The sequence below is a fragment of the Pseudomonas sp. 13159349 genome (assembly GCF_013305685.1).
In the GTDB taxonomy this organism is placed as follows: domain Bacteria; phylum Pseudomonadota; class Gammaproteobacteria; order Pseudomonadales; family Pseudomonadaceae; genus Aquipseudomonas; species Aquipseudomonas asiatica.
On record NZ_CP045553.1, the window covers coordinates 3045680 to 3068601 of the forward strand.

The following is a 22922-nucleotide window of genomic DNA, read 5'->3' on the forward strand; positions in this document are numbered from 1 at the left end:
ATTGGAGAACAGCATGTCTGCCGCCCCTACCCTGCAAAGCTTCATCGCCGGCCGCTGGCTTGGCCAGCACGGCGCCCAGGCCCTGCGTAGCGCCCTGGATGGCCACGTTTTGGCCTACAGCCACGAAGAGCGCCCGGATTTCGCCGAGGCCGTGGACTTTGCCCGCGCCCGTGGCCTGGCCACGCTGATGGCCATGGACTTCCAGCAACGCGCTGCCCGCCTGAAGGCACTGGCGCTGTACCTGGCCGAGCGCAAGGAGCAGCTTTACGCCCTGTCCCACCACAGCGGTGCCACCCGTGCCGACAGCTGGATCGACATCGAAGGCGGCAACGCCACGCTGTTCTCCTATGCGGGCATCGGCAGCCGTGAACTGCCGTCGGGCAACCTGGTACACGAAGGCCCGGCCATCCCGCTGGGCAAGCAAGGCCATTTCGCCGGCAGCCACATCCTGGTGCCGCGCGCCGGCGTGGCGGTGCACATCAACGCCTTCAACTTCCCCATCTGGGGCATGCTGGAGAAGTTCGCCCCGACCTTCCTGGCCGGTATGCCGTGCATCGTCAAGCCGGCGACCTCGACCAGCTACCTGACCGAGGCCGTGGTGCGCCTGATGAATGCATCCGGGCTGTTGCCCGAAGGCAGCCTGCAACTGGTGATCGGCAGCACCGGCGACCTGCTCGACCGCCTGCAAGGCCAGGACGTGGTGACCTTCACCGGCTCCGCTGACACCGCCGCCAAGTTGCGCGTCACGCCGAACCTGGTGCGCAACTCGGTGCCGTTCACCGCCGAAGCCGATTCGCTCAACTGCGCCATCCTCGGCCCGGACGTTACCCCGGACAGCGAAGAGTTCGACCTGTATATCAAGGAGGTGGTCCGCGAAATGACCACCAAGGCCGGCCAGAAATGCACCGCCATCCGCCGCGCCATCGTACCGGCCAGGCACATCGACGCGGTTGCCACGCGCCTGCGCGAGCGGCTGGACAAGGTGGTTGTCGGTGACCCGTCGCTGGAAGGTGTGCGCATGGGCGCCCTGGCCTCCCACGACCAGCAGCACGATGTGGCCGAGCGCGTGCGCAGCCTGCTGCAGAGCTGCGAGCAGCTGTTCGGCGCCAGCGATGGCTTTGCGCCGCGTGGCGAGGGCGTAGCCGAGGGCGCGTTCTTTGCTCCGACCTTGCTGCAGGCCCGTGACCCGCATGCCGAAGGCGGTGCCCACGATATCGAAGCGTTCGGCCCGGTCAGCACGCTGATGGCCTATGACGACCTCGATGAAGCCCTGGCGCTGGCCGCGCGGGGCAAAGGCAGCCTGGTGGCGACCCTGGTCACCGCCGACCGCAGCGTGGCAGCCATGGCCATTCCAGTGGCTGCCGCCTGGCACGGCCGCTTGCTGGTACTCGACAGCGAGGCGGCCAAGGAATCCACCGGGCATGGCTCGCCATTGCCGCAACTCAAGCACGGCGGCCCGGGCCGCGCTGGTGGTGGTGAAGAGCTGGGTGGCCTGCGTGCCGTCAAGCATTACCTGCAGCGTGCCGCAGTACAGGGTTCGCCGAGCATGCTGACGGCGATAACCGGCGAATACGTGCGCGGTGGCGAAGTGATCGAAACCGAAGTACACCCGTTCCGCCGCTATTTCGAGCAGTTGCGCATCGGCGAGTCGCTGCTCACCCACCGGCGCACCGTGACCGAAGCCGACCTGGTCAACTTCGGCTGCCTGTCGGGCGACCATTTCTACATGCACTTCGACGAGATCGCCGCCAAGCAATCGCAGTTCGGCAAGCGCATCGCCCACGGCTACTTCGTGTTGTCGGCAGCGGCCGGGCTGTTCGTCTCGCCAGGTGAAGGCCCGGTACTGGCCAACTACGGCCTGGATACCCTGCGCTTCATCAACCCGGTGGGCATCGGCGACACCATCCAGGCACGCCTGACCTGCAAACGCAAGATCGACCAGGGCAAGACCAGCCCGCTGGGCCAGCCCCAGGGCGTGGTGGCGTGGGATGTGGAGGTGACCAACCAGCTGGGTGAGCTGGTCGCCAGCTACGACATTCTCACCCTCGTGCTGAAGAAGCCCTGACAGTACCGTTGGTCAGGGGTGGTGGACATCCAACCGACCGCCCCTGGCTGTTGCCGCTCTCATTCAATGAGGGGTGGTCAATGGCTTCGCCTCTCACTCCTGTATTGGGCCCGCCTGATCGCGGGCCTTTTTTTCATCGAGAGCGAGGGTTGCGAGATGAAAGAGTTTACTGCGATGGGTGGCGGCAGCGCACAGGATGACTGGCCAGAGCTCGAGCCGGACCGGCGCAATGACCGGGCAGATGACCCGGATGCCGACCCCAATGTGACTGATGACGAAGAAAACCGCCCGGGCGTGCCGGCCAGCGACCCCGAGTCCGGTGCCTAGACGGCCTGCGCGTACCTGTAGAAGCGGCTTTAGCCGCGAAGAATCCAACGCGGTGCATGGCACCGGCTGCGCCGGTGTTCGCGGGCGCGCCCGCTCCCGCAGGTAGGGCGCACTCCTTGAACTGGTGATGTCCCTGTGGGAGATTGCCCAGCCCTTTGGGCTGCGCTGTCGCGCAGAGAACCAATATCGCTCGTCTGACGCGTCCTTTGTAGGAGCAGCCTTGTGCTGCGAAGAGGCCGGTACAGCCAATAGACAGGCTTCGTCAGCCCCTCTTCGCAGCACAAGGCTGCTCCTACAGGACCTCGCCGAACCAATGAGTCATGTGTTGTTCTATGAGAGCGGGCATGCCCGCGAAGCAGGCGACACAGTGCTTTGGGCTAGGGATCACATTGTCGCCGCTGGCCCCCCCACCGACTGGTTCGGCTTGCTGCCGGATACCCGCCAGCTCACCGCGGTAATCCCGTAGCGCTCGGCCATCGGCCTGCTGACTTTCCTGATTTTTTCGCGCCCGAACTTCGGAATGATGCCGATGCCCGCATCACAACTTGCCCAATGCCAGGCCTCGGCGTTGTCCAGCGTCTCCAGACGGATGATGAAACTGCGCGGCTTGCCATGCAGTTGGTAATCGATGATGTATAGCTGTGGGCCAGGCATCGCAGGGGCCTCCTCTTCTCCATGGATGACACCCTGATTGATCGGGGTACGGCCAGAAGATTCAAAAAAATGTCGAGCAACAGGTACCAAAGGCCATTGCAGCCCCGGTACACAGGAGGTAGCCGGCACCCGGCACTGCGGGTATCGGGTGCCCAGAAGCACTCAACTCACTGTTGGCGGCCCCCGCCGTGGCTGTTCTGGCCGCCCTTGCGACCGGCCTCCGATGCCCGTTGGCGGTCGTTGGCGAAGTTGCCGCCAGACGCCTGCCCACCCTTGTGCCCCGCGCGGGAGGCCCGTTCCCGGTCATTGGCAAAATTGCCAGGGTTGGTTTCCTTGGTGCCGCCGCGCTGGCTGGTTCGCTCTTGATCCTGCGCCATGTGGTATCTCCTTGCGATGGATTGGCTGCTCGCATGGATGTTTGCCATGCCTTGGTTCCGAGCCGCCGATCACAGACTTTGCTCAATGGTTTTGCCAGCAACTGACCAACGGCACCAAACGTGTGTCGGCAAAAGGTTTGGGCGGCGGATGCAGGCGGGTCGCACTTTCCTTCGCAAGCAGAGGTCTCAATAGCATGGCGACGGCCTATAATCCCGCCACACACACGCCCGATGATGCTGCTAAGGGCGGAACGTTCCGGTCTGCACAAGGCTCCGTCCATGAAGTCGTCCCCCAAGCAACCTGCCTCGCCCCAGAACCCGGCACTCAGCCCCAGCCACCTGGATTTTCCGGTGGTGGGCATCGGTGCATCGGCAGGCGGCCTGGAAGCGATCTGTACGCTGTTCCGGCAAATGCCCAGCGATTGCGGCATGGCCTTCGTCGTGGTCCTGCACCTGTCCCCCGACCACCAGAGCGTCGCCGACCGCATCATCCAGGACACCACGCAAATGCCGGTGCGCCAGGTGACTGAGCCGGTGCCCATCGAGCGCAACCATATCTACGTGATTTCACCGGCCAATCGCCTGTCCACCAACGACGGCTACCTGCGGGTGACCCCGGCCAACCGGCGCCGTGGCGACCACGTGGCCATCGACCTGTTCTTCCGTGACCTGGCTGACGTGCACAAGGACCACGCCTTCTGCGTGGTGTTGTCCGGTACCGGTGCCGATGGCGCCGTGGGCCTGTCGCGGATCAAGGAGCAAGGCGGTGTGACCCTGGCGCAGACACCGGACGACGCCCAGTACGACAGCATGCCCCGTGCCGCAATCGAGACCGGCATGGTCGACCTGGTGCTGCCGGCGGCAGAAATGCCGCAGAAGCTGCTGGAGCTGTGGCGCAATGCCCGCCAGGTCAGGCTCCCGGAAATCGAAGACGATACCCTGCCTCCGGCCTTGGGCACCCGAGTCGGCGATGCCCAGGCCAGCGAGCCGATGCTCGAAGAGATCCTGCTGCAGTTGCGCAGCAATACTGGCCACGACTTTCAGCACTACAAGCGCGCCACGGTACTGCGACGCATCGAGCGCCGCCTGCATGTGACCGGCCAGGCAGACCTGGCGGCCTACCTGCATTACCTGGAACAGTACCCCGCGGAATCCAGGGCCTTGCTGGCCGACATGCTGATCGGCGTGACCAATTTCTTCCGCGACCGCGAAGCGTTCGAAGCCCTGGAGCGCCATGTGTTGCCACAGCTGGTCTGCGAACGCGACCCGGCCGAGGGCGCGGACGAGATACGCGTGTGGTCGGCCGGCTGCTCCACCGGCGAAGAGGCGTACAGCCTCGCCATGCTGGTTTGCGAGCAGCTGGCACTGGAGCAGCGCTCGCACAAGGTACAGGTGTTCGCCACCGACCTGGACGAACGCGCCATCGGCATCGCCCGCAGTGGCTCATACCCCGAGGCGATTGTCACCGACGTGCCGCCCAGCCGGCTGCGCCAGTTCTTCCTCAAGGAAGACCAGCATTACCGGGTGCGCAAAGAGGTTCGCGAAAAGGTGCTGTTCGCCCGGCACAACCTGCTGTCGGACCCACCGTTCTCGCAGATCGACCTGATTGTCTGCCGCAACCTGCTGATCTACCTGGACCGCGAGGTGCAGCGTGACATCCTGCAGATGTTCCACTTCGCTCTGCGCCCGGGTGGCTACCTTTTCCTCGGGTCGTCCGAGTCGGCCGACATGGCCAGTGAACTGTTCGCCCCGGTGGACAAACGCAACCGCATTTTCCGCGCACTCGATGCCAGCAATACCGGCCGCCGTTCCGGCCGTCAGCTGGCCGGCACATCTGCCGCCAGCATGCCACTGGAAACGCTGGCCAAGGCCAAGCCGGGGCGCAAGCCATCGTTCGCCGACCTTCACTACCGCGCCCTGGCGCGTCGCATGCCGCCCAGCCTGATCGTCGATATCGATGGCAATATCCTGCACATGAGCGAAGGCGTAGGGCGTTTCCTGCAACTGGCCGGTGGCGAACCGAGCCGCAGCTTGCTCAACCTGGTGCTGCCGCCCCTGCGCCTGGCCCTGCGCAGCACCTTGTTCCAGGCGCGCCAGGGGACCGAGGCGGTCACCTCGCGCCCTGTCGACCTGGCGGAAACCATGGGCAAGCTGCAGGTGGAAATCACCGTGCAGCCGTACAAGGACGACCTCAGCGCCAGCGATTGCCTGCTGGTGGTGTTCGAGGAACGCGCGCCCGACCCGTCCCTGCCGTTACCCGGCGTCATCCGCCAGACCGACAGCATGGTGCTGCACAACCTCGAACGCGAACTGCAGCGCACTCGCCTGCAACTGCAGGAAACCATCGAGCAGTCAGAGGTCTCCAGCGAGGAGCTGACGGCTTCCAACGAAGAGATGCAGGCCATCAACGAGGAGTTGCGGTCGGCCAGCGAAGAACTGGAAACCAGCAAGGAAGAGCTGCAGTCGATCAACGAGGAACTGCTCACGGTCAACTACGAGCTGAAGAACAAGGTCGAGGAAACCGACAAGGTCAACGACTACCTCAGCAACCTGATCGCCTGCACCGAGATCGCCACGGTGTTCGTCGACCGCAACCTGCATATTCGCTGGTTCACGCCCCGCGCCACCGACCTCTTCAATATCCTGCCAGTCGATACCGGCCGTTCCCTGCTCGACATCACCCACTGCCTGGATTACCCGGCGCTGGCCGACGATGCCCGCGCCGTGGCCCAGGGCGAGGCCGTCATCGAGCGTGAAATCGGCGGCCAAAGCGATCACTGGTACCTGGCGCGCCTGCTGCCCTACCGCTCCAGCGAGCAGAAAATCGACGGCACGGTGCTGACCTTCATCGACATCAGCAGCAGCCATGCCGCCGAAGAGCGCGTGCGCCTGGGCGAAGAGCGCCTGAGCAAGCAGTTGGCCGAGACGCAGAGTACCAACCACATGAAGGACGAGTTCTTCGCCGTCATGTCCCATGAGCTCAAGCACCCGCTGAACCTGATCCAGCTCAATGCCGAAATCCTGCGCCGCCTGCCGTCGCTGCGCAACATCAGTGCAGCGAGCAAGGCCGTGGGTACCATTTGCGACGCGGTAACCAGCCAGGCGCGGATCATCGACGACCTGCTGGATGTGGCGCGCATTCGGACCGGCAAGCTTAAGCTCAAGACCCAACCTGTGGATCTGCTCGCCCTCCTGCAGGGCATCCATGATGTGGTGGTGAGCGAGCAACACCCCTGCCCGGTTCGCCTGGAGCTGCCCGCCGACACCCTGCCGGTGATGATCGAAGGTGACGTTACCCGCCTGGAGCAGATCATCTGGAACCTGCTCAACAACGCGCTGAAGTTCAGCTCGGCGGGCAATGAGATACGCCTGGTGCTGAGCCACGACGAAAACCACGCGCGGTTGCAGGTGATCGACCATGGCGTAGGCCTGAGCCACGACAGCCTCGAGCACATCTTCGACCTGTTCAGCCAGGCTACGCCGCAACAGGCCAGCCACAGCCGCGAGGGCCTGGGCATCGGCCTGTCGCTGGTACGGCAACTGGTCGAGGCCCATGGCGGTAGCGTACGCGCCAAGTCACCGGGGCTGGGCCTGGGCTGCACCTTTGAGGTCACCCTGCCACTTTGCGATACGCAACTCCCGCAGCGTGAGCAAGGCTCGGAGCCACTGAGCGAGGGCCGCCTTAATGGAATTCGCGTGTTGCTGGTGGACGATTCCGTAGAAGTGCTGGCGGTAATGCAGGAGCTGCTGGAAATGGAGAGCGCCACTGTCAATGCCTTCAGCAAGCCACGTGAGGCCCTGGACGCCGCTGCGGGTGAGGAATACGACATCATCCTGTCCGATATCGGCATGCCGGTGATGGACGGCCATGCGCTGATCAAGGCCCTGCGTGGCTACGTGCACCTTCGCCATACCCCGGCCATCGCCCTGACCGGCTATGGCGCCAGCGCCGACCAGTACAAGTCACGCCAGTCCGGCTTTGACCGGCACCTGAACAAACCGGTGGGCTATGACGAGCTGGTCGAGGCCATCGAGGCCCTCAGCGGTTCGGTGCCTTACTGACCGTTGGTCGCTTTCAACGCAACGTTCATTGCCGCCGGGGGCCGAATCTACATGGAATGAGGGATTCGCCCGGGAGCCTGAATGAAACCAGTCAAGCATCGCGCAACGATCATCTGCCGGCATGGCAAACAAACCCATAAATGGCTGTGGGTGAGAAAGCCCAACGCCGCCTGGACCCTGCCCGGCGGCAGGATCGAGCCCGGCGAGACGCCAGTACAGGCAGCGGAGCGTGAATTGCTTGAGGAAACCGGGTTGCAGGCAGAATCGCTGACCCTGCTGATGCGCCACGAAGCGGCAGAGCGCATGCATTATGTGTTCGAAGCGGAGTTCGCCGACGCCCCACATCCCAAGGCCCTGCGTGAAATTGCTGATTGCCGGTTCGCCCACCTGGACCAGGTGCCCATGCTCAAGGACGAGATCAAGCTGCTGATCCGCTCGTTGCTGGCGTGTGACCGGGCAATGGCAGCGTCAGTGAGGTAGACCTTTTTCTCCTGTGCCGGCCCTTTCGCGGGCTTGCCCGCTCCCACAAGTACTTCACCGCTTCTGAAGCATGTGCTGAACCTGTGGGAGCGGGCATGCCCGCGACGAGGCCGGCACAGGTATCAGCTAGGCATGCACACTCCACTGACAAGCCTCCACCTCGATCGGCATCTCGTCTATGGCATGGATCATCCCGTTCGCCAATGCCTCCCGGGGCCCGAGTATCCGCGGGTAGGCCATCAGATACCGCGGTACATCCAGCACCTCGTCCGCCCCTTCGGTCCGCTCGGCGACGATTTGCGCGTATAACCGCAGGTCATAATCCAGGCTCATCGCATATTCAGCCATGCGTGAGTGGTCGACCGAGCCATGCAAGGTCCAGTGGAAAGGATGAAACAGGAACTTGCTGTAACTGCATGCCGTGCGCCGTTCCCCGGCCAGGAAGATGATGTTGCCCATGGATTCCACCGTACCCAGGTTGTGGGTATGCACCTCGACCGGTAACGCCCGCAGAAAGTTGTACAAAGTAAACCCGTAGCTGCATTCACCGCCCATGGTGGCGATGTTCAGTTGCAGGGCGTCGGCGCCCTGCTGCAACGCCCGCGAACAGGTGTTGATCAGGTTGCCGCAGGTGGATGAATTGATAGGCCCGGTGAAGTGGACGATATGTCTGGCCATGCTTGCCTCCAAGGTTGGCAGGTCATTCCTTGGTTGAATGCGCATCGTCACCCTGCCCGGCCATCTGCCGGTATTGCTTGCGCAGGGCATGCAGCTCGGCCGGATCCATGTCTTCAAGGTCCAGCAGCGCCTTGTGCGCCTGTTGGGTGGTGCGCAACAGCTCATCGATCTTGATGTGCAGTTCGTCGTTGTCGCGGTTCTGGGTGTTCTGGATCAGGAACACCATGAGAAACGTGATGATGGTGGTCGAGGTGTTGATCACCAGTTGCCAGGTGTCGTTGAAGCCGAACAGCGGCCCGGTCACTGCCCAGATCAGGATCAGCAGGCAGGCGATGCCAAAAGTCAGCGGGCGGCCGGCCCAATTGGCCAGCCATTGGGCGAAACGGTCGAATTTCATCCTGGCGCCCTTCCTCGTAGCAGGTATGCGGTGGAAACGCCGCAGGCCGCAAAGTTCCACGCGGCATCAGCCTTTTCCGTTGGTCAACCGTGCTGAACCCTGGCCGCTGTTCACCAGTCGCACCTTCAGAGTGACCGAACAAGGACTGGCAATGAGGAAGGCAGCGTGAGCGATATCCGCATCGGCATCTCCGGTTGGCGCTACGGCCCGTGGCGCAAGGATTTCTACCCGAAGGGCCTACCCCAGGACGACGAACTGGCGTTCGCTTCGCGGGCGGTCAACAGCATTGAAATCAACGGCTCGTTCTACAGCCTGCAAACACCCGAACGCTACCAGGGCTGGCATGACCAGACGCCGCCCGGCTTCGTGTTCGCGGTAAAAGCCCCGCGCTACATCACCCATGTACGGCGGCTCAAGGACATCGAAGAAGCCGTGGCCAATTTCTTCGCATCCGGGCCGCTGCTGCTCGGCAAGAAGCTGGGCCCGTTCCTGTGGCAGTTTCCGCCGAACATGAAGTTCGACGAGGGCCGCTTCGCCCGTTTTCTCGAACTGCTACCGCACAGCCGCAAGGAGGCCCGCGAATGCGCACAGGGGTGTGCGCAGCGCCTGAAGGACAACGGCAGCACCGATATCAGGGGCAACGCACGGCTGCGCCACGCGGTGGAAATCCGCAACGAAAGCTTTTTGTGCGAAGCCTTCATCAAGTTGCTGCGCAAGCACCAGGTAGCGCTGGTAGTGGCCGACAGTGCCGGTAAATGGCCCTATGTCGAGGACCTTACCGCCGACTTCGTGTACATGCGCCTGCATGGCGATGTCGAGCTGTACAGCAGTGGCTATACCGCCCAGGCGCTGCGGCGCTGGAAGCAGCGCATCCAGCACTGGAGCCAGGGCCGCCAGGCCGACGATGCCCAGCTGGTGGTGCCTGGGCCGCCACCGCGGCGCGCCGCCCGTGACGTCTACTGCTATTTCGACAACGACCAGAAAGTCCATGCGCCTTATGACGCCCGGCGCCTGTTGCAGAAGCTGTCGCTGGACCATGAACTGATGACCGAGCCTGGCGTGGTGCCGGAGGTGACCCTGTGAACAGGACCCTGCCTGCCCCGCACGGCATCATCGACAAGATCACCGCCGTGCGTCGGCTGAATGTGCTGACGTTGAACGTGCACAAGGGCTTCACCTTCTTCAATCGGCGCTTCATCCTGCCCGAGTTGCGCGAAGCCGTGCGCGCCACCGGCGCCGACCTGGTGTTCCTGCAGGAGGTGCACGGCAGCCACCAGCAACATGCCCTGCGCCACCCGGCCTGGCCGGATACGCCACAGTACGAGTTCCTGGCCGACAGCATGTGGCCGCAGTTCGCCTACGGCCGCAATGCGGTGTACCCCCATGGGGACCACGGCAACGCGCTGCTGTCGAAATTCCCCATCAGCCGCTTCGACAACCTGGACGTCTCGGTGCAGGGCAACGAGCAGCGCGGGCTGCTGCACTGCCAGCTGGAGGTGCCGGGCCATGACCAGGTACATGCGGTGTGCGTGCACCTCGGCCTGCGCGAGGCCCACCGGCAACGCCAGGTAAAGCTGCTGCTGGACCTGCTCGACAGCCTGCCGCCCAAGGCGCCGGTAATCATCGCCGGCGATTTCAACGATTGGCGGCTGAAGGCCGATGCCGTGCTGTGCGAACACCTGGTAGAGGCCTTCGGCGAGCATTTCGGCACCCCGGCGCGCAGTTTTCCGGCGCGTCTGCCGCTGTTGCGCCTGGACCGCATCTACCTGCGCAATGCCATGCCCGGCACTGCCCAGGTGCTGTCGAAGTACCCGTGGTCGCACCTTTCCGACCACGCCCCTCTGGCTGCGGAGATCAAACTGTGAACCGACCCTGGGTAGACGGCAACAGCGTGCAGTTGCTGATCAATGGCGAGCAATACTACCCCCGCGTGTTCGAGGCCATGGCCCAGGCACGGGAGGAAATCCTGCTGGAGACCTTCATCATCTTCGATGACAAGGTTGGCCAGCAATTGCAGCAGGTACTGATAGATGCCGCCCACCGCGGCGTGCGTGTCGAAGTGGCCGTGGATGGCTACGGCACGGCCGACCTGCCCGACTCCTTCATTGCGGCCATGACCGATGCCGGGGTCAGTTTCCATGCCTTCGACCCGCAGCCGCGGCTGGTGGGCATGCGCACTAACCTGTTCCGGCGCCTGCACCGCAAGATCGTGGTGGTCGATGGCGAGCGGGCCTTCATTGGCGGCATCAACTATAGCGCCGACCACCTAGGCGATTTTGGTGCCATGGCCAAGCAGGACTATGCCGTGGAAGTCGCCGGCCCGGTGGTGGCGCAGGTGCATGCCGCCAGCAAGCGCCTGATGTCGCCGGTGCTGCAGCCGCCCAGCGCGGTACGGCCGCTGACCGAGCCTGCCGGTACCTGCAGCGCCGTGCTGGTCGAGCGCGACAACGGGGTGCGCAGCACCGATATCGAGGCCCACTACCTGCAGGCGTTTCGCAGCGCCCGGCAGCGTATCGTGGTGGCCAACGCGTATTTCTTCCCGGGCTACCGGTTGATGCGTGAACTGCGCAATGCGTCCCGGCGTGGCGTGGAGGTGCGGCTGATCCTGCAGGGCCAGCCAGACATGCGCTGGGTGCGGGCGCTGTCGCGGCTGTTGTACAACTACCTGCTGCGCGATGGTGTGGCCATTCACGAGTATTGCCAGCGGCCGCTGCACGGCAAGGTGGCGCTGGTGGACGATGAGTGGGCCACGGTCGGCTCCAGCAACCTGGACCCGCTCAGCCTGTCGTTCAACCTGGAAGCCAACCTGTTCATCCGTGATCGCGCCTTCAACCAGCAGCTCAACCAGCACCTGCAGCAGCTGGCCCGCGAACAATGCAAGCCGGTCACCCTGGAACGCATGGTTCGCGGCTACTGGTGGCGGGCGCCGCTGATTTTCGTGTGCTTCCACGTGATCCGCCATTTCCCGCGGATTGCCGGCTGGTTCCCGGCGCACCGCCAGCACCTGCGCTCGGTGCAGCCGGAGGCCGAGGCACAGGGTGACTACCACGAGGGCCAAACCTGATGGCGCGTAAACACTGGCAAACCTGGGGCAAGCGGCTGTTCACCCTGGCATTCCTGATCCTGATCCCTGCGCTGTTGTACCTGCTGGCGCGCAACCTGGACTGGAACGAGGTGCGCCAGTCGTTGCTGGCCTACAAGCCCGGCACCCTGGCCATAGGCCTGGCGCTGGCCGGGTGCAGCTACCTGACGTTCGCCAGCTACGACCTGCTGGCCCGGGACTACACCGGCCACCACCTGCCGGCACGCCAGGTTTTGCCAGTGGCCTTCGTGTGCTATGCCTTCAACCTGAATTTCACCACCTGGGTGGGTGGGGTTGCCTTGCGCTACCGGCTTTACAGCCGCCTGGGCCTGGACACGGCTACCATCACCCGCATCCTCACCCTGGGCCTGCTGACCAACTGGATGGGCTACATGCTGCTGGCTGGCACCGTGTTCGCCTTGCGCCTGGTCGAGCTGCCCGCCAACTGGGCGGTCGGTGCCAGCGGCCTGCAACTGATCGGCGTGGTGTTGCTGGCGATTGCCGCTGGCTACCTGCTGGCCTGTGGCTTCGCCAAAAAGCGCACCTGGCGCTGGCGCGACCATGAGGTAACGCTGCCGTCGCTGCGCCTGGCGCTGTGCCAGGTTGTACTGGGTGCCAGCAACTGGGCGCTGATGGCGCTGCTGATCTTCTGGTTGCTGCCTGGCGAAGCCTTCTACCCGTCGATTCTTGGCATCCTGCTGATCAGCTGCGTTGCTGGTGTGGTTGCGCATATCCCGGCCGGGCTGGGTGTGCTGGAAACGGTGTTCCTGGCCCTGCTGCATGGGCAGCTTGCCCAGGGCACGCTGGTGGCGGCCCTGCTGGGCTACCGCACGTTGTACTACCTGGTGCCGCTGTTGCTGGCGGTGCTTGTCTACCTGATCCTCGAGAAACGCGCCAAGGCCATGCGCCGGCGCGAGAAGCCTGCCCAGACCTGACAAGGGCCATTGGCCCGGGAGGTGGCAAATGCGTGGCGCTGTCTTGAAGCCGATGTTGATACTGATGATGGCCAGCCTGCTCAGCGGCCAGGCCCTGGCCGAAGCCTGCAACGTGCTCACCCGTTCCTCCAGCGAGGCGGTAACGCCGGTGGAGCGACACAGCTGCTACAGCTACAGCAACCTGCCCGCCGAAGCGATCAACTGGTCGTGCAGCAATGAGAGCAAGGACATGCTCAACAGCGAAAAGCACAAGGTCGCGCGCTGTGCGGATGGCAGCGTTGGTAGTTGCATCGCACCGTTGACCCAGGAAGCATTGGCCAACCCAAAGGCAACTGGCGGTGACAAGCCGGCGTTGCCCAAGGATGCACGGGTGATCACCTACTACTACGACACCCCCAGCCTGGGCCAGGCCCGCACCGATTGCGAGCGTAGCAATGGTATCTGGCAGACTCACTGATTCTGCGGGCCTGCGCGCTGCTTTGTGTAGGAGCGGCCTTGTGTCGCGAAAGGGCCGCAAAGCGGCCCCGGCAATTTTCCGTGCGAAGCTGAAATTCTGGGGCCGCCTCGCGGCCCGTTCGCGACACAAGGCCGCTCCTACAGGATCATCACAGCCCCATAGACCTATGCAGAAGCTATGGGACGGCGATGTTTCAGGGCGAAATCGGGTCACTCGCCGGAAAAGTCTCGTCCAGCGCATTGTCCACGGCGCTTTCCTTGGTTTTTCCCCCACAGTGGCAATCCGGCATCCGGCACGGTTCGCCATTGCGATGCCCGCTGGCACAGGCCTCGCAGCAATACACCTTGCCTTCGAGCTGCAAGGCATTGGCATCCACGGTGCAGGAACAATCTGCACAGGCACAACGCAACTCGTTCATGGCTTGCTCTCCTCGTCATCGATCACATCATCGGTCCACGGTTCGCCATCAAGCGGTGCGGAGCGGGCCAGTTCGGCTTCGTCCAGGCCTATGCCGCCGCCAATCTCATTGGCCTCTACCCGCCTAAGGGTCTTGTCTGCAGGGCCACCGCTGCCACCGGGTTCGTGCGGGTCACGGGCGCCGGTCTCGTCCAGCAAAGTGTCCGGGCTAAGGTCGTCGTAGGTGACGTTGTCCTCGTGCAGGCTGTCGCTCAACGCCTCGCCGCCAGTCATGCCGCTTTCGGCAACGCGCCGCGGTGGGAACTCGCGGGCCACGTCCGCGGCCGGTCGCTCGTCACCCGCACGCCCCTCGCGCTCGTCCAGGCGCTCGTCGAAGTCCAGTTCATGCACGCTGCCCATGCGGTCTTCGGTATCGTCGATTTCAGTGGGGGTATAGGGCTTCGGTTCATCTGTTCGGGCCATGTGCGTTCTCCGTCAGGTGGCTTCATTCGGTCGACTGCACCTGCTGCTGGAAGATTCAGAGTTTTTTTGAACTACCGCCCGGGCCGCTGCCTCCGAGATTAGAGACTGCGAACCGCCCGGAGCCCGCCATGGCCAAGCCCCTGCAGGAATATGCGCGCAAGCGCGACTTCAATGCCACGCCCGAGCCCAGCGGCAAGCGCAGCCGTGGCAAACGGGCTCACGCGCTGCAGTTCTGCATCCAGAAGCACGATGCCAGCCACCTGCACTACGACTTCCGCCTGGAACTCGATGGCACGCTGAAAAGCTGGGCCATCCCCAAAGGGCCGTCGCTGGACCCCAAGGTGCGCCGCCTGGCCGTGCACGTGGAGGACCACCCGCTGGACTACGCCGACTTCGAAGGCCATATCCCCGAAGGGCATTACGGCGCGGGCGACGTGATCGTCTGGGACCGGGGCATCTGGGAGCCCGAAGGTGATGCGCATGAGGCCTATGCCAAGGGCAAACTGCGTTTCCGCCTGCAAGGCGAAAAGCTCGGCGGTGTATGGAACCTGTTCCGCACCCACCTGGCCGGCAAGAAGGAGCAGTGGATGCTGGTCAAGTCGCACGACGGCCTGGCGCGCAGCGAAGCCGACTACAGCATCGTCGACGCCCAGCCCGACAGCGTGCTCAGCGACCGCACGCTGGTGCCGCGCAAGCCGACAGCAAAAAAGGCCGCCGCGCCACGTCGCAAAGCCGCCAGCAAAGGCCGGAAGGTGCCGTTGCCGGCGCAGCTGCAGCCACAACTGGCGACCTTGGTCGACTCCCCGCCCAGTGGCGACTGGCGCTACGAGGTCAAGTTCGACGGTTACCGCATCCTTGCCCGCATCGACGGTGATGACGTGCGCCTGTTCACCCGCAATGGCCATGACTGGAGCGGCAAGATGCCCAGGCAGGTTGCCGCTTTGCGTGCGCTGGGCCTCGATTCGGCCTGGCTCGATGGCGAGGTGGTGGTGGCTGGCGAAAACGGCGCGGCGGACTTCCAGGCGCTGCAGAACGCTTTCGACACCGAGCATGACGAGCACATCACCTATTACCTGTTCGACTTGCCCTTCCTGGGCGGCCAGGACCTGCGCCAATTACCGCTGCAGGACCGGCGCGACACCTTGCAGCGCTTGCTGGAACACAACGAATCGGACGTACTCAAGTACTCCGCCGACTTTGACCAGCCGGTCGAATCCCTGCTCGACAGCGCCTGCCGGCTGCAACTCGAGGGCCTGATCGGCAAGCGCGTCGACAGCCCCTACAGCGGCCGCCGCAGCCCCGACTGGATCAAGCTCAAGTGCAAGCAGCGCCAGGAGTTCGTGATCGTCGGCTACACCGACCCCAAAGGCAGCCGCAGCGGCTTTGGTGCCCTGCTGCTGGCCTTGCACGACAACGACAGCGGCGAGTTGCGCTATGCCGGCAAGGTCGGCACCGGCTTCAGTGCAACCACGCTGGCCAGCATCCATGCCCGGCTCAAACCATTGGAAACCGCCAAGCCGGCCCTGCCCAACCCGCCCACCGGGGCCGAAGCCCGGGGCGTGCACTGGCTGAAACCGCAACTGCTGGCCGAAGTCGCCTATGCCCAGATGACCCGTGACGGCATCGTGCGCCACTCGGTGTTCCACGGCCTGCGCGATGACAAACCGGCTACCGCCATCGACCTGGAGCGCAGCATGCCCGCCAAGACCCTGCCCAAGCGCAAGCAGGCCAAGGCCCCCGAGGCTTTGGGCGAGCTGCGCCTGACCCACCCCGAGCGGGTGGTCGACGCCACCAGCGGCGTTACCAAGCGCGAGGTCGCCGAGTACTACGCCGCAGTCAGCCAATGGATACTGCCCCAGCTCAAGAATCGCCCGGTGGCGCTGGTACGTGCACCGGACGGGCTGGCCGGGGAGCTGTTCTTCCAGAAGAACGCCGGCCAGTTGCATCTGCCCAACGTGCTCAGCTATGACAAGGCCGAGGCCGGCCAGGCGGCGATGGTCATCAATCGCGCCGACACCTTGATCGGCGCAGTGCAGATGAACATGCTCGAACTGCACACCTGGAACGCCACCGACAAGGACTTCGACAAGCCCGACCGCTTCGTCCTCGACCTTGACCCGGACCCGGCGCTGCCGTGGAAGGCCATGCTGGAAGCCACCCAACTGGCCCTCACCTTGCTGGATGAACTGGGCCTGAAGGTGTTTCTCAAGACCAGTGGCGGCAAAGGCATGCACCTGGTAGTGCCCATGACCCGGCGTGCCAGCTGGGATGAGGTCAAGGCATTCAGCCACGGCATCGTCGATTACCTGGCCAGGTTGTTCCCCGACAGGCTCAGTGCCGTGTCCGGGCCCAAAAATCGCATCGGGCGCATCTTCATCGACTACCTGCGCAACGGCAAGGGGGCTACCACCGCCTGCGCGTATACCCTGCGCGCCCGCGAAGGCCTGCCGGTATCCGTGCCGATCTGGCGCGAGGAACTGCCGCAACTCAAGGGCGCCAACCAGTGGAACATCGGCAACGTGCTTGAACGACTGGCCGACGTGGACGACCCCTGGGCCGATTATGGCAAGACCAGGCAATCGATCACCGTGGGCATGCGCAAGCAGCTGGGGCTGGCCTGATGACGACTTGCCTTCAGCGCTACGCCCGCAATGCCTCACCAAGGAGCCGAGCCCATGAGCATTGTCCAGGATTTTGACCTGACCAACCTCGATCGCCTGTTGCGAGCCTTCGGCGAGCGGCAGCAACCGCTCAACCTCGATACCCAGTTGCCGCAGCTGATTCAGGCACTGCAAGCCGACCACCTCGACCTGCTGCCCCTGCCCGGCCAGGGCAATACGCTACGGCGCTGGCAAACCCTGGCCCGGGTGGCAGGCTGTGACCTGGCCTTGGCCAAGCTGTACGAGGGCCACACCGACGCGTTGGCGATCCTTGCCGAATGCGCGGCTGCACACCACGCTGCCGAGGGTATATGGGGCGTGTGGGCCGCCGAACCGCCGGATGCCCGCGCCTGCATTGTCGCCCGTGATGGCGACCAGGTCCGCCTGGAGGGTCGCAAGGCCTGGTGTTCGGGCGCACTGCAGATCGACCGGGCGCTGGTCACGGCCTGGGACCAGCACGGCCAGCCCCAGCTGGTGGCCATCGAACTGTCCCATCCCAGCCAGGACCTTGCCATAGACCGCTGGCAGGCCATCGGCATGGCCACCACCGCCAGTGTCGAAGTCGAGTTCAACCACACCCCTGGCATCGCCATCGGCCGCCCCGGGCAATACCTGTCACGCCCCGGCTTCTGGCATGGCGGTGCTGGCATTGCAGCCTGCTGGTACGGCGCCGCCGAGGCATTGGCCGATTACCTGCGCGAACACTGCCGCAACCCCCGCCCCGACCCACATGCCGATGCTCACCTGGGCGCGGTCGATGCCGCCTTGTACGGCGCCAGGGCGGCACTGCGCGAATGCGCGGCATGGATCGACCGCCAGCCAGGCGCAGACGCCAGCTTCGAAGTGCGCCGCACCCGCGCCCAGGTCGAACAGGCCGTTGAACAGGTGATCCACCACGTTGGCCGTGCGCTGGGCGCCACTCCTTTCTGCCGTGACAACCACTTTGCCCGGCTGAGTGCCGACTTGCCGGTGTTCCTGCGCCAGAGCCATGCCGAGCGCGACTTGGCGGCGCTCGGGGAACAGTTGGCAAAACAGCCGGCGGGAGTCTGGCAACTATGAGCGAGAACCTGATCCGGGCGAACAGCGGTACACCGTGGGCGGACTGGCAGCAGGCCGCGCACCTGGCCAGGGCCACCTGGATCACCCCTCAGCAATTGTGCCCGCCGGGCCGCCGCCTGGTGCTGCTGGCACCGCACCCCGATGACGAGATTCTCATGGCCGGTGGGCTGCTGGCGGGCTTCCACGGCCGGGAAGACGACCTGGTGCTGATTTCCGCCACCGATGGTGAAGCCAGTCACCCCGGCTCTACCCACTGGAGCGAACACCGCCTGCGCCGGCAAAGGCCACTGGAGAGCCGCCATGCCCTGCAACAGCTTGACCTCGACCTCGGCCGCCTGGACTGGCGGCGGCTCCACCTCAAGGACGGCGCGTTGCCACGTGACGAGGCGTTTCTGCTCAACCACCTGAGCCAGTTGCTCAGGCCTGACGACCTGCTGATGGCTACCTGGAGCGGCGATGGCCACTGTGACCACGAAGCAGTAGGCCGGGCTGCCGCGCAGGCGGCCCGGATGCGCAAGGTGCAATGCCTGGAGGTACCTGTGTGGGCGTGGCACTGGGCACGACCGGACGACCCGCGTCTGCCGTGGCCGCGTGCCCACCGCATTCAGCTGGACGAGGCCCGCCTGGCCCTCAAGCGCAAGGCCCTGGCCGCCCATGTCAGCCAACTCGAACCGGACGGCCAGCGCCCGTCCGTACTGCCGCCGAACTTGCTGGATTGTCTGCTGCAACCTTTCGAACTGGTGTTCCTGTAAATGGAGTTGTCATGAGCCTCGACCCACAGTATTTCGCCGACCTATACGCCACCAGTGAAGACCCTTGGGCCTTTCGCACCCGCTGGTACGAAAAGCGCAAGCGCGAGCTGGTCATGGCCTGCCTGCCGCGCCAGTGCTACCAGCGCGTGTTCGAGCCCGCTTGCGCCAATGGCGAGCTCAGCGCCTTGCTGGCCGAGCGTTGTGCCAACCTGGTGTGTCAGGACCTGGACCCTACTGCGGTAGCGCTGGCCGGTGAACGCTTGGCTGGGCTGCGCAATGTCTCGGTGGAGCTGGCGCGGCTGCCGGCGGACTGGCCAGGTGGGCGTTTCGACCTGATCGTGCTGAGCGAGGTGGGTTACTACCTCGACCCGACCGACTGGTTGCAGGTGATCGAACAGTCAGTGGCCAGCCTGACCTACGACGGCGGGCTGCTGGCCTGCCACTGGAAGCATCCCATCGCCGGCTGCCCGCAGGACGGGCGTGAAGTGCACCGCATGCTAGCCCGGCACCTTCCGCTGTATCTGCAGTTCCAGCATGACGAGGCGGACTTCTTGCTGGAGTACTGGTCCTCTCAGCCCAGCGTGGTCGACCTGGACGAGACCTGCCCATGATTGGCGTGGTCATTCCGGCGCACAACGAGGCGCGACACCTGGGGCGGTGCCTGCGCGCAATGCAGGCTGCTGCCCTTCAGGCTCGGCAGTCCGGGCAACGGGTCGAGGTACTGGTGGTACTGGACCGCTGCAGTGATGGCAGTGCCGCTGTGGCAAGGCGCTACGGTGTGCAGATGCTGTCGGTGGATGCCGGCAATGTAGGCTTGGCCCGCCGGGTGGGCGCGGCACACATGGTCGAGCGCGGCGCGAAATGGCTGGCGTTCACCGATGCCGACAGCCGTGTGCCGGAACATTGGCTGCTTTCGCAACTGGCCTGTGATGCCGAGGTCGTATGCGGCACGGTGCATGTCGAGCACTGGCAACCCTGGCAGACAGCGGCCTTGCGCAAGCTGTACCACAGCCGTTACCAGGCACATGAGGGGCATCGGCATGTGCATGGGGCCAATCTGGGTGTGTGTGCCGACGCCTATGATCGTGTGGGCGGCTTCCAGCCACTGGCGGCGCATGAGGATGTGCAACTGGTCAGCGACCTGCAGGCCAGTGGTGCGCAGATCGTATGGACCGCCAGGCACAGCGTGGCCACCAGCAGCCGGCGCGACAGCCGCGCCCGCGAAGGGTTTGGTGATTATCTGGCGGGGTTGCAGACACAGGTTTGATGAGGCTTGTGTTTGACTCTTGGTTCAGCAGTTTCTGTAGGAGCAGCCTTGTGCTGCGAAGAGGCCGGTCCTGACAAAGCCTTTCTATTGCTTGTACCGGCCTCTTCGCAGCACAAGGCTGCTCCTACAAAGGACGCTTCAAACGAGCGATATTTGTTCTCCGCGCGACAGCGCGGCCCCAAAGGGCTGGGCAATTTCCCACCCAGTGCAAGCGCAACGGAATCACGACGCCTTGCGTGTCTTCTTCGCCGGCTTCTTGCCACCGAGGCTGCGCTTGAGCAGTTCGGTGAGGTCGAGGATGTCTGCGCCTTTCCCTGCTTCCGTCGCCTCGCCCTTCTCCACGGTCTCGATCTTGCCCTTGCTGGCCTTTTCTTCCACCAGGTCCATGATGGTCTGGCGGAAGGCATCGTGGTAATCCGCAGGCTTCCACTGCCCGCTCATGTCTTCGACCAACCGCTTGGCCATGTCCAGTTCGCGCTTGTCCACCTTGGCCTCGGTGACGCTGCTGTCCAGCTCCAGCGTTTCCAGCCCGCGCACTTCTTCGGGCCAGCGCAAGGTGATCATCACCAGCGCATCATCCAGCGGCCGCAACAACGCCAGGTGCTGGCGGGTGTGCAGCACTACCGTGGCCAGCGCCACCTTGCCGGTCTTCGCCAGGGTTTCGCGCAGCAAGGCGTATACCTTGCCGCCACGGCGGTCGGGGGTAAGGTAATACGGCGTGTCGAAGTGCTGCAGCGGGATCTCGCCAGCCTCCACGAAGGAGAAGATATCGATCGTCTGGGTCGCCTCGGGCCGGGCCTTGCGGATTTCCTCCTCGCTGATCACCACATAGCGGCCCTTCTCGAACTCGACGCCCTTGACGATGTTGTCCTTGTCGATTTCCTTGCCAGTGACCTTGTTCACCCGCTTGTAGCCGACCGGCTCCATGCTGCGCTTGTCGAGCCAGTCGAAATCGACCCGCTCGGTGCGCACCGCGGTATTGAGGGCCACGGGGATATGCACGAGACCGAAACTGATGGCGCCTTTCCAGATTGCCCTAGCCATTGAAGGTGCTCCCAGGGTTGCCTGCCAATACCTGAATCGACTGCAACCGGCGGCGAAGGTTTAGCCGCCCCGCCCTACGGCAGCGGGTTGCCGCCGGTCACGCCGAACACCTCGCCGGTGATGTAGCTGGACTCCTGGCTGGCCAGCAACACATACACCGGCGCACACTCGGCGGGTTGCCCCGGTCGCTTCATCGGCGTTTGTGCGCCGAACTCGGGGATTTTCTCCGGCGGTTGGCCGCCACTGGGCTGCAACACGGTCCAGATGGGCCCCGGGGCCACGGCATTGACCCTGATGCCGCGCTCGATCACCTGCTTGGCCAAGGCCTTGGTGAAGGCGACGATCGCGGCCTTGGTGGTGGCATAGTCGAGCAAGGTGGCCGAAGGCTGGTAGGACTGGATCGAGGCGGTGTTGATGATGGTCGCCCCCGCCGGCATCAGCGGCACGGCCGCCTGGCACAGCCAGAACAGCGCGTAGACGTTGGTTTTCAGGGTGTGGTCGAACTGCTCGTGGCTGATCTGGCTGATGTCCTTGCGCGCTTCCTGCTTGCCGGCGACGTTGACCAGGATGTCCAGCCCGCCAAGTTGCTCATGGGCCTGGTCGACCAGCTCCTTGCAGAACTGCTCATCCTTCAGGTCACCGGCAATTGCCACCACCTTGCGGCCTTCGGCTTCAATCAGCTTGATGACTTCGCGGGCATCGGGTTGCTCGATGGGCATGTAGTTGAGGGCAATGTCGGCACCCTCACGGGCAAAGGCGATGGCCACTGCACGGCCGATGCCCGAATCCGCACCGGTGATCAGCGCCTTGCGCCCTGCCAGGCGGCCAAAACCCTTGTAGGTGGTTTCGCCGTGGTCTGGCTCGGGCTGCATGTTGGCATCCAGCCCCGGTGCTGGTTGGCCTTGGGCCGGGAATGGTGGATGCGGGTACTGGGTCAGCGGGTTCTGCATGCTGAACTGGTCGTGGGGTTTGTTAGGCATGGGGGCCTCTCCTCTGGTGTACCGGTGTTGGCCCATTCGCGGGCTTGCCCGCGAAGGCCGTCCTACCGTTTTCGAGGAGAGCCTTCATCGATGGTTTTTTTCGACTGGCCCAAACACCGACCAGCGGTCACACCGGGCTAAACAGCACCCGCCTGAAGGCCTCGGCAGCCAGGTGCACCTGTACCGCCCAGTCCTGCGCCGCATCACTGCCGGCATCATCGGAAATGTACTTCAGGCACACGAACGGGATGCCTTCGCTGCGTGCGATCAGCGCCAGCACGTAGGCTTCCATGTCGACCACGTCATAGGGTGCATCGCCATGGTTGATCTCGAAGCTGTCGCCACTGCCGCAGGTTTCCAGGGCCAGGCCGGGGATTTGCGCCCCATGCTCCAGCACCACCGGGATGTCCGACAAAGGTGTCTGGTAACGGGCGAAGCCCAGTGGGGTCACATCCATGTCGCGCTGCACGAAGCGGGTGCAGCACACCACCTCGCCCTTGCCATGGCGCTGGCTGCCGGCCGAGCCGAGGTTGACGATCAGCCTGGGCCGGCGCGCGGCAATGGCCTTGGTCAGGGCGATGGCGGCATTGACCTTGCCGATGCCGGTAAACACGGTATTGACGTCAGCGAATACATCGCCGGCCTCGGCTTCGAGGGCGAAGACAAACAACGTGTCGTCCAGGGAAATGTCGGGGAATTGCTTGATCAGCATCATGGCGCAGGTGGTTCCGGGTGGCTGCGAAAGGCGCGGCCATTTTCGGTCAACC

The 22922-nt window shown here is 64.2% G+C and carries 23 protein-coding genes; 14 read left to right on the forward strand and 9 right to left on the reverse strand.

Going from position 1 to position 22922, the window contains the following annotated elements:
* The first annotated feature begins 13 nt into the window (after positions 1 to 13).
* Together paaZ and GEV38_RS14350 are read left to right on the forward strand one after the other, a co-directional pair.
* A complete protein-coding gene (paaZ, locus tag GEV38_RS14345; RefSeq protein WP_054573564.1) occupies positions 14 to 2065 on the forward strand; it encodes a phenylacetic acid degradation bifunctional protein PaaZ in 2052 nt (683 codons plus the stop codon).
* A gap of 156 nt (positions 2066 to 2221) precedes the next feature.
* Positions 2222 to 2392: a hypothetical protein gene (locus GEV38_RS14350; protein ID WP_155252250.1), complete on the forward strand. Its 171-nt coding sequence runs from the start codon at positions 2222 to 2224 to the stop codon at positions 2390 to 2392.
* Positions 2393 to 2776: 384 nt separating this feature from the next.
* On the opposite strand, the gene GEV38_RS14355 is transcribed toward GEV38_RS14350, so the two are convergent.
* Together GEV38_RS14355 and GEV38_RS14360 are read right to left on the reverse strand one after the other, a co-directional pair.
* Positions 2777 to 3046, reverse strand: coding sequence for a DUF6555 family protein (locus GEV38_RS14355; RefSeq protein WP_054573301.1), 270 nt, complete (start codon positions 3044 to 3046; stop codon positions 2777 to 2779).
* A gap of 167 nt (positions 3047 to 3213) precedes the next feature.
* Positions 3214 to 3423: a general stress protein gene (locus GEV38_RS14360; RefSeq protein ID WP_003259459.1), complete on the reverse strand. Its 210-nt coding sequence runs from the start codon at positions 3421 to 3423 to the stop codon at positions 3214 to 3216.
* Positions 3424 to 3702: 279 nt separating this feature from the next.
* Between GEV38_RS14360 and GEV38_RS14365 the strand changes: the two genes are divergently transcribed.
* Positions 3703 to 7485, forward strand: a complete 3783-nt coding sequence (locus GEV38_RS14365; RefSeq protein WP_173895868.1) for a CheR family methyltransferase — start codon at positions 3703 to 3705, stop codon at positions 7483 to 7485.
* 81 nt (positions 7486 to 7566) lie between these two features.
* On the forward strand, positions 7567 to 7965 hold the full coding sequence (locus tag GEV38_RS14370; RefSeq protein WP_054573299.1) for an NUDIX hydrolase: 399 nt from the start codon (positions 7567 to 7569) through the stop codon (positions 7963 to 7965).
* A 126-nt stretch (positions 7966 to 8091) separates the two neighbouring features.
* On the opposite strand, the gene GEV38_RS14375 is transcribed toward GEV38_RS14370, so the two are convergent.
* Both GEV38_RS14375 and GEV38_RS14380 read right to left on the reverse strand, forming a co-directional pair.
* Complete coding sequence (locus tag GEV38_RS14375) at positions 8092 to 8643, reverse strand: ATP-dependent Clp protease proteolytic subunit (protein ID WP_015270335.1); 552 nt, start codon at positions 8641 to 8643, stop codon at positions 8092 to 8094.
* Between the two features lie 22 nt (positions 8644 to 8665).
* Positions 8666 to 9040, reverse strand: a complete 375-nt coding sequence (locus GEV38_RS14380; RefSeq protein WP_054573298.1) for a low affinity iron permease family protein — start codon at positions 9038 to 9040, stop codon at positions 8666 to 8668.
* 165 nt (positions 9041 to 9205) lie between these two features.
* On the opposite strand from GEV38_RS14380, the gene GEV38_RS14385 reads away from it, so the two are divergent.
* From GEV38_RS14385 to GEV38_RS14405, 5 genes are read left to right on the forward strand one after another with little or no spacing between them, the layout of a single operon-like run.
* The gene (locus GEV38_RS14385; protein ID WP_054573297.1) at positions 9206 to 10123 is read left to right on the forward strand and encodes a DUF72 domain-containing protein; all 918 of its coding nucleotides are present in this window, start codon (positions 9206 to 9208) and stop codon (positions 10121 to 10123) included.
* Positions 10120 to 10905 carry an endonuclease/exonuclease/phosphatase family protein gene (locus GEV38_RS14390; RefSeq protein ID WP_013972626.1) on the forward strand — a complete coding sequence of 262 codons (786 nt, stop codon included), beginning with the start codon at positions 10120 to 10122 and terminating at the stop codon, positions 10903 to 10905. Before GEV38_RS14385 ends, GEV38_RS14390 begins: the two co-directional genes overlap by 4 nt.
* Positions 10902 to 12104, forward strand: coding sequence for a cardiolipin synthase ClsB (clsB, locus tag GEV38_RS14395; protein WP_054573296.1), 1203 nt, complete (start codon positions 10902 to 10904; stop codon positions 12102 to 12104). Before GEV38_RS14390 ends, clsB begins: the two co-directional genes overlap by 4 nt.
* Positions 12104 to 13057: a lysylphosphatidylglycerol synthase domain-containing protein gene (locus GEV38_RS14400; protein WP_054573295.1), complete on the forward strand. Its 954-nt coding sequence runs from the start codon at positions 12104 to 12106 to the stop codon at positions 13055 to 13057. The genes clsB and GEV38_RS14400 overlap by 1 nt, the downstream gene beginning before the upstream one ends.
* Before the next feature lie 28 nt (positions 13058 to 13085).
* A complete protein-coding gene (locus GEV38_RS14405; RefSeq protein ID WP_054573294.1) occupies positions 13086 to 13514 on the forward strand; it encodes a hypothetical protein in 429 nt (142 codons plus the stop codon).
* A gap of 193 nt (positions 13515 to 13707) precedes the next feature.
* Here the strand turns inward: GEV38_RS14405 and GEV38_RS14410 are convergent, their stop codons facing one another.
* Complete coding sequence (locus GEV38_RS14410) at positions 13708 to 13932, reverse strand: metallothionein (RefSeq protein ID WP_054573293.1); 225 nt, start codon at positions 13930 to 13932, stop codon at positions 13708 to 13710.
* Positions 13929 to 14393: a hypothetical protein gene (locus GEV38_RS14415; RefSeq protein ID WP_054573292.1), complete on the reverse strand. Its 465-nt coding sequence runs from the start codon at positions 14391 to 14393 to the stop codon at positions 13929 to 13931. Before GEV38_RS14415 ends, GEV38_RS14410 begins: the two co-directional genes overlap by 4 nt.
* A 128-nt stretch (positions 14394 to 14521) precedes the next feature.
* Here GEV38_RS14415 and ligD point away from each other — a divergent pair, with 128 nt between their 5' ends.
* The 5 genes from ligD to GEV38_RS14440 are packed head-to-tail and all read left to right on the forward strand — an operon-like array spanning position 14522 to position 20131.
* Positions 14522 to 17014, forward strand: a complete 2493-nt coding sequence (ligD, locus tag GEV38_RS14420; protein ID WP_054573291.1) for a DNA ligase D — start codon at positions 14522 to 14524, stop codon at positions 17012 to 17014.
* Between the two features lie 54 nt (positions 17015 to 17068).
* Complete coding sequence (locus GEV38_RS14425) at positions 17069 to 18112, forward strand: acyl-CoA dehydrogenase family protein (protein WP_137137481.1); 1044 nt, start codon at positions 17069 to 17071, stop codon at positions 18110 to 18112.
* Positions 18109 to 18864 carry a PIG-L deacetylase family protein gene (locus GEV38_RS14430; protein ID WP_054573289.1) on the forward strand — a complete coding sequence of 252 codons (756 nt, stop codon included), beginning with the start codon at positions 18109 to 18111 and terminating at the stop codon, positions 18862 to 18864. Before GEV38_RS14425 ends, GEV38_RS14430 begins: the two co-directional genes overlap by 4 nt.
* Before the next feature lie 11 nt (positions 18865 to 18875).
* Complete coding sequence (locus GEV38_RS14435; RefSeq protein WP_013972635.1) at positions 18876 to 19475, forward strand: bifunctional 2-polyprenyl-6-hydroxyphenol methylase/3-demethylubiquinol 3-O-methyltransferase UbiG; 600 nt, start codon at positions 18876 to 18878, stop codon at positions 19473 to 19475.
* Positions 19472 to 20131, forward strand: a complete 660-nt coding sequence (locus tag GEV38_RS14440) for a glycosyltransferase family 2 protein (RefSeq protein WP_054573288.1) — start codon at positions 19472 to 19474, stop codon at positions 20129 to 20131. Before GEV38_RS14435 ends, GEV38_RS14440 begins: the two co-directional genes overlap by 4 nt.
* 222 nt (positions 20132 to 20353) lie before the next feature.
* Here the strand turns inward: GEV38_RS14440 and GEV38_RS14445 are convergent, their stop codons facing one another.
* From GEV38_RS14445 to GEV38_RS14455, 3 genes are all read right to left on the reverse strand, one after another.
* Positions 20354 to 21175 (reverse strand): Ku protein, encoded by an 822-nt coding sequence (locus GEV38_RS14445; RefSeq protein ID WP_015270347.1) that lies wholly within the window; start codon positions 21173 to 21175, stop codon positions 20354 to 20356.
* Between the two features lie 74 nt (positions 21176 to 21249).
* Entirely contained in the window at positions 21250 to 22155 is a 906-nt protein-coding gene (locus GEV38_RS14450; RefSeq protein ID WP_013972638.1) for an SDR family oxidoreductase, read from the reverse strand.
* Between the two features lie 127 nt (positions 22156 to 22282).
* Entirely contained in the window at positions 22283 to 22870 is a 588-nt protein-coding gene (locus GEV38_RS14455) for a nucleoside phosphorylase-like protein (RefSeq protein ID WP_015270348.1), read from the reverse strand.
* Positions 22871 to 22922 lie beyond the last annotated feature (52 nt).

Bases quoted from the DNA above. Each gene is read 5' to 3' on its own strand.
- GEV38_RS14370 (WP_054573299.1), top strand. From the start codon at position 7,567: ATGAAACCAGTCAAGCATCGCGCAACGATCATCTGCCGGCATGGCAAA.
- GEV38_RS14430 (WP_054573289.1), top strand. From the start codon at position 18,109: ATGAGCGAGAACCTGATCCGGGCGAACAGCGGTACACCGTGGGCGGAC.
- GEV38_RS14450 (WP_013972638.1), bottom strand. From the start codon at position 22,155: ATGCCTAACAAACCCCACGACCAGTTCAGCATGCAGAACCCGCTGACC.
- GEV38_RS14455 (WP_015270348.1), bottom strand. From the start codon at position 22,870: ATGATGCTGATCAAGCAATTCCCCGACATTTCCCTGGACGACACGTTG.
- GEV38_RS14350 (WP_155252250.1), top strand. From the start codon at position 2,222: ATGAAAGAGTTTACTGCGATGGGTGGCGGCAGCGCACAGGATGACTGG.
- GEV38_RS14375 (WP_015270335.1), bottom strand. From the start codon at position 8,643: ATGGCCAGACATATCGTCCACTTCACCGGGCCTATCAATTCATCCACC.
- GEV38_RS14440 (WP_054573288.1), top strand. From the start codon at position 19,472: ATGATTGGCGTGGTCATTCCGGCGCACAACGAGGCGCGACACCTGGGG.
- GEV38_RS14365 (WP_173895868.1), top strand. From the start codon at position 3,703: ATGAAGTCGTCCCCCAAGCAACCTGCCTCGCCCCAGAACCCGGCACTC.
- GEV38_RS14355 (WP_054573301.1), bottom strand. From the start codon at position 3,046: ATGCCTGGCCCACAGCTATACATCATCGATTACCAACTGCATGGCAAG.
- GEV38_RS14425 (WP_137137481.1), top strand. From the start codon at position 17,069: ATGAGCATTGTCCAGGATTTTGACCTGACCAACCTCGATCGCCTGTTG.
- ligD (WP_054573291.1), top strand. From the start codon at position 14,522: ATGGCCAAGCCCCTGCAGGAATATGCGCGCAAGCGCGACTTCAATGCC.
- paaZ (WP_054573564.1), top strand. From the start codon at position 14: ATGTCTGCCGCCCCTACCCTGCAAAGCTTCATCGCCGGCCGCTGGCTT.
- GEV38_RS14380 (WP_054573298.1), bottom strand. From the start codon at position 9,040: ATGAAATTCGACCGTTTCGCCCAATGGCTGGCCAATTGGGCCGGCCGC.
- GEV38_RS14435 (WP_013972635.1), top strand. From the start codon at position 18,876: ATGAGCCTCGACCCACAGTATTTCGCCGACCTATACGCCACCAGTGAA.
- GEV38_RS14415 (WP_054573292.1), bottom strand. From the start codon at position 14,393: ATGGCCCGAACAGATGAACCGAAGCCCTATACCCCCACTGAAATCGAC.
- GEV38_RS14405 (WP_054573294.1), top strand. From the start codon at position 13,086: ATGCGTGGCGCTGTCTTGAAGCCGATGTTGATACTGATGATGGCCAGC.
- GEV38_RS14410 (WP_054573293.1), bottom strand. From the start codon at position 13,932: ATGAACGAGTTGCGTTGTGCCTGTGCAGATTGTTCCTGCACCGTGGAT.
- GEV38_RS14360 (WP_003259459.1), bottom strand. From the start codon at position 3,423: ATGGCGCAGGATCAAGAGCGAACCAGCCAGCGCGGCGGCACCAAGGAA.
- GEV38_RS14445 (WP_015270347.1), bottom strand. From the start codon at position 21,175: ATGGCTAGGGCAATCTGGAAAGGCGCCATCAGTTTCGGTCTCGTGCAT.
- GEV38_RS14400 (WP_054573295.1), top strand. From the start codon at position 12,104: ATGGCGCGTAAACACTGGCAAACCTGGGGCAAGCGGCTGTTCACCCTG.